Source organism: Treponema endosymbiont of Eucomonympha sp., from assembly GCF_001028545.1.
The window spans coordinates 1-533 of the sequence record NZ_BBPW01000500.1; the positions used below are offsets into that span (position 1 = coordinate 1).

1 protein-coding gene is annotated in these 533 nt (G+C 45.4%); it reads right to left on the minus strand.

Going from position 1 to position 533, the window contains the following annotated elements; translation table 11 throughout:
• Positions 1 to 245, minus strand: a 245-nt coding sequence (locus AWU74_RS12895) for a hypothetical protein (RefSeq protein ID WP_238580255.1), incomplete at its 3' end; no start/stop codon positions are given.
• Positions 246 to 533 lie beyond the last annotated feature (288 nt).

The following is a 533-nucleotide window of genomic DNA, read 5'->3' on the forward strand; positions in this document are numbered from 1 at the left end:
TTCAAACATGCACCACAACATCGAATTCCGCATGGCAGTTTTTCTAATCCCTTTAGGTATGTTTTTATCTCTTCAAGAGACGGCGTTTCAAAATCAACCGTATTTCCGCTTGCTTTACTTCGCTGATAATGGCGACAATCAGCATAATGAATACAGTACCTATCTGATTTGCGCGTCTTACTATTTTTAGTTGGCAAATAGCCACCATGTGATGGCGGAACCGTGGCGCCAAACAGTTTCATCATAGCTCGCCTCGCTCAATTTTAATAAAATCTAATACTGCCGCCGCGCACAAGCACACCCCCGACCGCAAAACGTCGAACGAATGCCTGTTTGGGGCAAAAAACGCATATCGTCTCTGCCGAACCAATATTCTGTTATATCGCTTCTCTCCCATTTTTTTTTGTCAACGCGTTTCCCGCGTTCGACGATAGTCGAATGTTCGAGTTTCTTCAAAGAACTCGACATAAAGATAGGGTGCAGTGAAGGACATATAGGCGCTTGCCCTATGCTTGTCCCGCCGGCGGCAAAAC